This window comes from Fontibacillus phaseoli (assembly GCF_003337355.1).
In the GTDB taxonomy this organism is placed as follows: Bacteria; Bacillota; Bacilli; order Paenibacillales; family Paenibacillaceae; genus Fontibacillus; species Fontibacillus phaseoli.
This window is the reverse complement of sequence record NZ_QPJW01000019.1, coordinates 46,277-54,427: the sequence shown is the minus strand read 5'-3', so window position 1 is coordinate 54,427 and position 8,151 is coordinate 46,277. Positions and strand designations below refer to the sequence as shown.

General features: G+C 52.2%; 7 protein-coding genes and 1 riboswitch. Of the genes, 4 read left to right on the top strand and 3 right to left on the bottom strand.

Translation table 11 applies throughout. The features are described 5' to 3' along the window. Window positions 1–401: 401 nt before the first annotated feature. Complete coding sequence (locus tag DFP94_RS24360; protein WP_114499064.1) at window positions 402–599, bottom strand: hypothetical protein; 198 nt, start codon at window positions 597–599, stop codon at window positions 402–404. 319 nt (window positions 600–918) lie between these two features. Here DFP94_RS24360 and DFP94_RS24355 point away from each other — a divergent pair, with 319 nt between their 5' ends. Continuing rightward, the gene (locus tag DFP94_RS24355; RefSeq protein ID WP_114499068.1) at window positions 919–2,046 is read left to right on the top strand and encodes a transglutaminase domain-containing protein; all 1,128 of its coding nucleotides are present in this window, start codon (window positions 919–921) and stop codon (window positions 2,044–2,046) included. Between the two features lie 102 nt (window positions 2,047–2,148). On the opposite strand, the gene DFP94_RS24350 is transcribed toward DFP94_RS24355, so the two are convergent. Further along, complete coding sequence (locus tag DFP94_RS24350; RefSeq protein ID WP_114499063.1) at window positions 2,149–3,618, bottom strand: amino acid permease; 1,470 nt, start codon at window positions 3,616–3,618, stop codon at window positions 2,149–2,151. A gap of 181 nt (window positions 3,619–3,799) precedes the next feature. Next, a riboswitch (Lysine riboswitch) is annotated at window positions 3,800–3,993 on the bottom strand. Between the two features lie 115 nt (window positions 3,994–4,108). Further along, a complete protein-coding gene (locus DFP94_RS24345) occupies window positions 4,109–5,260 on the bottom strand; it encodes a virulence factor (protein WP_114499062.1) in 1,152 nt (383 codons plus the stop codon). A gap of 326 nt (window positions 5,261–5,586) precedes the next feature. Here DFP94_RS24345 and DFP94_RS24340 point away from each other — a divergent pair, with 326 nt between their 5' ends. Genes DFP94_RS24340 through cydS form a run of 3 tightly spaced genes read left to right on the top strand, consistent with a single transcriptional unit; the run spans window position 5,587 to window position 8,071 of the window. Beyond that, a complete protein-coding gene (locus tag DFP94_RS24340; protein ID WP_114499061.1) occupies window positions 5,587–6,936 on the top strand; it encodes a cytochrome ubiquinol oxidase subunit I in 1,350 nt (449 codons plus the stop codon). Next, window positions 6,933–7,964: a cytochrome d ubiquinol oxidase subunit II gene (locus DFP94_RS24335; RefSeq protein ID WP_114499060.1), complete on the top strand. Its 1,032-nt coding sequence runs from the start codon at window positions 6,933–6,935 to the stop codon at window positions 7,962–7,964. Before DFP94_RS24340 ends, DFP94_RS24335 begins: the two co-directional genes overlap by 4 nt. Window positions 7,965–7,969: 5 nt before the next feature. Then, window positions 7,970–8,071: a cytochrome bd oxidase small subunit CydS family protein gene (gene cydS, locus DFP94_RS26555; RefSeq protein WP_425459277.1), complete on the top strand. Its 102-nt coding sequence runs from the start codon at window positions 7,970–7,972 to the stop codon at window positions 8,069–8,071. Window positions 8,072–8,151 lie beyond the last annotated feature (80 nt).

Here is an 8,151-nt window from a genome sequence, read left to right as displayed (position 1 = left end):
GGAGAGAAACGAAGTAAATGCGTTTAAAATTGCCGTATAACTCCGTCTAACTAAGGTTTGATCCTAAAGTGTCCAATATTCGGGGGCCCGGCCGCACATACAGTTAATTTTGGCCGAATGTGCTAAATGCGTAAGGAAGTCTGGATTTAGCTGTGCTTTTTCCAGTTAAGTTTGAGGACAGGCCGAGGAGTTTGAAATTAGATGGAGGTTATACAGTTAATGTTTTGTTCATAAATCAAAGTACACCTATTAACGATACGAGCCGGGTTATTCCCGACGGCCGATCACAAAAATGGGGCGGAAGACCTTTTGCAAAGATCCACTACCCCATTTTTCAAGTTTGTGTAGCTATATTAGGCGGGCTAATTTCTAAGATGTAAGAGTAAAGTGTAAAGGATGCGTTAATCCAACAGCCCGACAATAAGCTGAAAGATAAAATAACCGAGTACACCGCTGCCGATGAGGCTGAGTCCCGCTTTTTTCTTGCCTTGGAACAAACGCAGTACGCCGAGGCTTACTAAAGGGGCAATGATGAGCAGAAAGAACATGACGGCAACGAACAATTCAATGGATATGTCCGAAAGATTGACGATTGTCATAGCTTTGGTCGCTCTCCGTTCTTAACAAGTTTAAACATGCAATGATTTATATCACATAATTATGGTTGTTATTATATCAAAGCACAATTCATTTTGGGGGGATAGGAAATGAAAAAATAAGTCTATTTCACGTCTTTTTGCTGAGGAAATGCTGGATGGATAATTACGTTTTTTATCTCCTGCCGGGGTTCGTGCCGACTCGACAAAACTAGAAGGCCTTTGCAGGACAGCCTGTGCTACAATGAGCTTAAAGATGCCGATCATCTTCAATTCAAGTTTCATGGAGTCGGAATTTTATAGTAAGGGAGCTGCGCGCAACATGGGACAGAGCATGCCTAAACGCTGGATTACGGCTGGGTTACTGGGAGCTTTGCTGATGGGAACGGTGCCGGCCAACTGGAATACGCTCCAGGTTTTCGCCGCTTCGGAAAAGACCTATGTGACCACGGTCCAAGGTTTACAGCAGGAGATGACGGAAGGATTGGAAGCACGCAAAACCTCGCTGACTATAAAATATAAAGGTTCGACGAAAAAATTGGAGAGCCTGCTGAAAAATGCGATCACCGGAGCACTCGACAGCGACCCGTACACCAAATATATCGTAGACCGGTATACGTATTCCTGGCGCGGGACGAGCGGCACAGCCAAAATCAGCTTGAGCGTCAAGTACCGGGAAAACAAAGATCAATCAGCCTACGTCAACTGGCGCGTCTCAGGAATATTGAAAAGCATCATTACTCCCGGAATGAACGATCATCAAAAAGTAAAAGCCATTCATGACTATGTGGTCCAAAACCTGAAATACGACGAGAATTTGAAAAAATATACGGCCTATGAAGGGCTGCAAACCGGAGAAGCGGTATGCCAAGGATACACTTTGCTGACCTACAAGCTTCTGCAAGGCGCCGGAATTAATAACCGGATCGTTGAGGGGACCGCCGGCGGACAATTGCACGCTTGGAACCTCGTGGAATTGGGAAAAAGGTGGTATCATCTCGATACAACCTGGGACGATCCACTGCTGGCTCCACCAGATCAGATCAGTTATGCCTATTATTTGCTCACCGATGAGCAGATCCGAAAAGACCATCGATGGACTATCAAATATCCCGCCGCCAATACGCTTTACCGCAATACTTTGAGCGCACTCGTAAACAAAGGGGAAGCAGGGACGGCCGTCTATAAAGAACTGCAGCAGCAGCTCGGCCTGCATTTATATGATCCATCGCTTGCCATCGGCACGGAGGAAGGTCTTCAAGACAGGGTCAGACAAGGAATCAAAGCAGGCGGCTTAACCGTAACCATCCGCTATTCCGGAACCGAGCAGGAAATGCTTCGCGACTTGGAGGGCCTTTACGATTTGCCTATTGAAAATGTCAGATACCTTTCCGATCCGCTGGAAGGGACGAAAGATTTACGGGTCGAGATTCACTGGGAAACCCGTTAAGTGGGTTGGGGTTGGGGGTGGGGTAACGCCAAAGCACCTCTGGAGCAACTTCAAAGCTGCTCCAGAGGTGAGGTGCTCTATCCCATACAACTTATTTTAGGGTTATTCCAAAGGCTGGGCAGGGGAGTCCAGGTCACATTCCTGAAGCGGAATGACCTTGGTGCGCTTCAGCCATTTGTACCCTAGCCAGACGATCAGGAATAATGGAATACTGATATATGAAACTACAACGCCATACCAATCGATCTGGTCGCCTGAAAAGGCGGCCAAATTTTGTCCCAAAATTACGACAAAACAGAGTATGAAGGCAAAGATTGGCCCGAATGGGAACCATTTCGCTTTGTAAGGAAGATCCTTCAGGTCGCGGCCTTGGGCGACATACGCCCGGCGGAAGCGGTAATGGCTGATCGCGATGCCGAGCCAGGTGATGAAGCCGCACATACCCGAGGCGTTCAGCAACCAGGTGTAAACGACCCCGTCTCCGAACAGCGAAGCGAAGAAGGCAAACATCCCGATGACCGAGGTCATCAGCAGAGCATTGACCGGAAGTCCGCGACGGCTTAATTTAGCCAAGAACTTCGGCGCTTTCCCCCGTTTCGCCAGGGAATACAAAACCCGCGAGGAAGCGTACATGCCGGAATTGCCGGCGGACAGCACGGAGGACAAAATGACGGCATTCATGACGGAAGCGGCAAAGGCCATGCCTGCCTTTTCGAACACCAGCGTGAACGGGCTGACTCCGATACTTTCCAGACCGCTTTTGAGCAGATTCGGGTTTGTATAAGGAATGATCAGACCGATGACCAGAATCGCCAGAATGTAAAAAATCAGAATCCGCCAGAACACTTGCCGGATAGCGCGCGGAACATGCTCGCGCGGATTGTGGCTTTCTCCAGCTGCGACGCCGACCATCTCCGTCCCTTGGAACGAGAACCCGGCAGCCATAAACACGCCGAGAAACGTGAAAAATCCTCCGTGGAAAGGCGCATCACCCACCGTAAAGTTTTTGAAGCCGATCGATTCGCCTCCCATAATGCCGAAGATCATCAATACGCCGATAACAAGAAAAACAATGACGACCGCGATTTTAATCATGGCGAACCAATACTCCGATTCTCCGTATCCTTTAACGGACAACACATTGAGTCCGAAAATCAGGGCCAGGAACAAGAAGCTCCAAAGCAGGGAAGAGCTTTCCGGAAACCAGTATTTGATGATTAACGTGGCTGCAGACAGCTCTGCCGCAATTGTAATCGCCCAGTTGTACCAGAAATTCCAGCCCATGGCGAAGCCCAAGGAAGGGTCGACGAAGCGCGAGGCATACGTTTCAAAAGAGCCCGAATCCGGCATATACGTAGCGAGCTCTCCCAAACTGGTCATCAGAAAATAAACCATGATGCCAACCGCGGCGTAGGCGAGAAGCGCCCCTCCTGGCCCGGCGGATGCGATGGCACCGCCGCTGGCCAGGAACAGGCCCGTCCCGATGGATCCGCCGAGAGCGATCATCGTCATATGCCTGGCCTTCAGGCCGGGCTGCAAAGATTGTGCCGTACTAATATTTTTTTTGCTCATGCGAAAACACTCCTTAACAATTTAGAAAACCATATCCTGCTATCCTGCTATCTATTATCCGCAGTTGACTTGAAGTTAAGCTGACGGCGTGGCCGAATTCCGCGCATGTTTATACAAAAAGGCCGCGGAAAGGAATCCGCGGCCTCATATCTATACCGTGCACCCCCACCATTCATGCAAAAGAAAAGATAGCTCAACACGTCGTTCCAGGTGAAGGAACAACGTGACAGTTCTGTTCCTTTCGGAAACAGCCCCAGCCTGCCGCCGGATGAAGCGGGCGACGAGCTTCGGCGACGGTGCCTTTCCACGGGATTCATCGGCGGCTTCAGCGCCTCCTCCGGTGTACTCTTCACAATCGCGACCTCTACCTCACCTGGAATGATGAGGTTCTTATTCAGTTAAAGCCAAGCAACAATTCCATAGTATATAGCAAGAAAAGAGGCAGGACAATGTCTAAATGTTGACATTGTTCTGCCTTTTCACGAGCGCGTCAGCTATTGGGGTCAATGGCCCGGTCGCGTTTCGCCATTTGCTGCCATACCGTGCCGGCGGCTTGCTCTCCGGATTCGATCCGCTCCAGGGCCATGCGCGCCTGGAGGCCGACCTCGAATTCGGGGTCATCCACTGCCGTGCGGAGCGCATCGAGCGCGTCGTCGGTGCCGACTTCGTACAGGAAGCGGGCGGCCCGCCAGCGGACGAGCTTGCTCGCGTCCGACAGGGCGGCGATCATCGGCTCCGTCGCGGCCGGATCGCCGATGTCGGACAGCGTGTCGCCGGCGGTGCGGCGCACGGCGGCCGAGCTGTCGCGCAGCGCATCGTACAGCAGCGCCATCGCCTCCGGCGTCCGGAGGTCGCCGAGGTAGACGACCGCGAGGCGGCGGACCTGCATCTGCGGATCGCGCACCGCGTCCGCGAGCAGCGGTAGCGCCTCGAGGCCGGGCTGCTGCAGCGCCTCGAGGCCCGCATAGCGGACGTGCCAGTCCGCGTCCTTCATCCGCTCGCGGACTTCGTCCAGGCCGAGCGTCCGGCGCTGCTCGACGAACTCGGCTTCGCTGCGTCCGTGCGCGATCGCCTGCGTCTTGATTCTTTCCAGCCGTTCCGGCGGAAACGCCGCTTCCAGCTCCTGCTCGACTTCGCGGGCGATATCCGCAAGCTCGCCGTAGCGGACGCCGTAATCGCTCAGCTTGCGCTCTTTAATGAGCGTGGCGCTCGCTACCTCGGTAACGGCGGATACAAACCGCTGGGCGAGGGAGATCCGCTCCTCGCGGGCCCCGGACTTCACGCGGATTTGCATCGGAATTCCGCGGAAAAACTGGACGAACACCTGGGCTTCGCCGTACCCGGCCGCTTCGGCGGCCTCCGGATCCCAGGCAGATTCCACGTGATCCTGTCCGAATTGGTCCTGTACTTCGGACAGGATCGCGGCCCAGTCGGCGCTCCCTTTCCGGTCCAGCGCGATAAAATCCGCCGTGTGGAAAACACTTTTTACTCCCGGAATATTGAGCATTTGCGAAATCCACGACGGGGCGGAGCGGGCGTTGTCCAGGGTGTATGTTTTGCGAATCCCCGGTTCCAAAGTTTCGTCCAGGTGAAGCTTCATGGAATTGGGACTCGGTGTAGGTTCGATAAATATAATTTTCATAAGTTGTTCACATCTCCTTCCAATCTTATTTTACTTCAAGCCCGTCCCAAGCCCAAGCTTTTGGGTAAATTCTTTATTTATCCCGGAGGACAGGGGACCAGGAATAAAAAGGAACGGGATCGACACAATAAAACATGAGGAAATTCGGGCAGTCGTTACCAAAGGGGGCTGTGACATGTTTAAAAAGCAGGAGCGGACGCTGATCATTGTTTGCCTGGTTGTCGCCGTGATCATGCTGTATGCGTTCGTCAAAAGTGTGCTTCGCTTCCTGCAATACTATTAAAAGTTGTTTAAAAGTCATCTTACCTGAGGAGTTGATGGGCTGCATGCCTTCCCTTGATCCCGTTACATTGAGCCGGATACTTACCGGACTGACCCTTTTCGTACATATTGTGTTCGCTTCAATAGGCGTCGGCGTTCCGATGATGATAGCCTTGGCCGAATGGAGGGGGATTCGCAAGAAGGATCCCCATTATACGCTGCTGGCCCGGCGTTGGGCCAGAGGATTCGTCATCTCTGTCGCCGTCGGCGTTGTGACGGGAACATCCATCGGATTGCAGCTTAGTTTGCTTTGGCCGACATTTATGCGAGTTGCCGGACAGGCGATCGCTCTGCCGCTGTTCATGGAGACGTTCGCCTTTTTCATTGAGGCGATTTTTCTCGGCATCTATTTGTACACATGGGAGCGGTTCAAAAGGCCGATGCTGCATTTACTGTTGCTAATTCCGGTAGTGATCGGGTCTTCGGCGTCCGCATTTTTCATTACCACCTTGAACGCATTCATGAATACGCCGCAAGGCTTTACGCTGAAAAACGGGGTGTTTGCCGATTTTCATCCGCTAGTCGCCATGTTCAATCCGGCAACCCCGACGAAGGTGTCGCATGTGCTTGCATCGTCCTATACTTTAAGCGCCGGGCTGCTGGCGGGGATCGCTGCCTTTAGTCTGCTGCGGGGCCGCAAAGACGCCTACTTCAAAAAGGCGTTGAAGCTTACGGTGACGGCCTCGTTCGTTTTTGCGGTATCGACGGCGATCATCGGCGATTTTTCCGGGAAATTTCTGGCCCATTACCAGCCGGAAAAGCTGGCCGCCGCGGAATGGCATTTCGAGACGATGAGGAAGGCGCCGCTGATTTTCGGCGGCGTGCTTGGGGAGAACGGCGAGGTCAAATACGCGCTTGAACTGCCATATGCACTTAGTATTTTGGCCGGCGGCACTCCGAATACGAACGTCATCGGTCTCAACGAATTCCCGGTAGATGAGCGGCCTCCGCTTCTAATCCACTATATGTTCGACTTGAAGGTAACGATCGGCGTGCTGCTCGTATTGATTCCATTCCTGTATTTGCTGCGGCGCTGGCTGCCGGGAAAAAGCAAGGGTATTCCGAAATGGCTGCTGCTCGGCATTGTCGCGCTAGGGCCTCTTGCCATGACCGCGATCGAGCTTGGCTGGATGTTTGCCGAATTCGGGCGGCAGCCTTGGATCGTGCGCGGGTACATGAAAGTGTCGGAAGCGGCGACGACGTCGCAAAGCGTCGGGCCCATGCTGATCTTGTTCGTTATTTTGTATCTTGTGCTCTGTGTTTCGTGCATTGTCGTACTCGCCAAACTGTTTCGCAATAAAAACGTGGATGATGAGATGCGCGAGTTAGGGATACCGGGAGGTGAGCGGAAATGAGCTATGAAATCGTCGGCATTACGGTACTGTGGACGTTTTTATTCGGTTACCTGATCGTGGCCTCGATTGATTTCGGAGCTGGCTTTTTCAGCTACTACAGCGTACTTACGGGTCACGAAAACAAGGTGCATGACATTATCCAGCGCTATTTGTCCCCGGTGTGGGAAGTGACGAATGTGTTTCTGATTTTTTTCGTCGTGGGTCTGGTCGGCTTTTTTCCCGATTCCGCTTACTATTACGGTACCGCACTGCTCGTTCCGGGTAGTCTGGCAACTGTACTGCTCGCGCTGCGTGGAGCCTACTACGCCTACAATACTTATGGCAGCAGCGAAGTGAACAACAGGATCTATATGGCGATTTACGGGGCGACCGGGTTATTGATTCCGGCAGCCCTGTCTACCGTTTTGGCGATTTCCGAAGGCGGGATCATCCAGGAGCAGGGCGGGAAAGTGATTCTGAACTGGCTCGGTTTTTTCAGCAATCCGTATACTTGGTCCGTTATTCTATTGGCGTTGGTGTCCGTGTTGTATATTTCGGCTATGTTTCTGGCTTTTTATGCGGGCAAAGCCGGGGATAAGGGGGCTTTTGAGGTGCTGCGGGGTTATGCGCTGCTTTGGAGCGGTCCGACGATTCTGGCCTGCGTGTTTGCTTTTTTTCAGATCGACCGTCAAAACCCGGAGCATTTCGGAAATATGCTGGACATTGCCTGGATGTTCATCGCTTCGCTGATTTGTTTTCTTCTGGCGGTTTATTTTATATGGAAAAAACATCATCTCGGTTGGTCGTTCATCCTCGTCATTTTGCAGTTCGGGTTTGCCTGGTACGGGTACGGACAATCGCACTTGCCTTATATCCTCTATAAGCAGGTCAGCATTTATGAAAGCTTTACGAACGAAACGATGGCTATCGCGCTGATTACGGCTTTTGTAGCTGGCCTGGTAGTTCTGATCCCGTCGCTGATCTTAATCATGCGGCTGTTCTTGTTCGATGCCAAATATGTTCGCGGCGATTCGCCGAAAAAGGGGTGAGCCGGGTGGAGTTTTTCACGATGATGATCGCGCCGGAATTGGTCGTAGTCGTTGCCGTAGCGTTCCTGTTCGTGTACGCCAATCTGTACAAAGATCCCAATAACTAAGAGGGAAATTTGGCATCGTCTGAGGGATGCTTTACAATGATAAGCAAATACAAATAATCCTGGTAGTCCGGCGGGTTTAC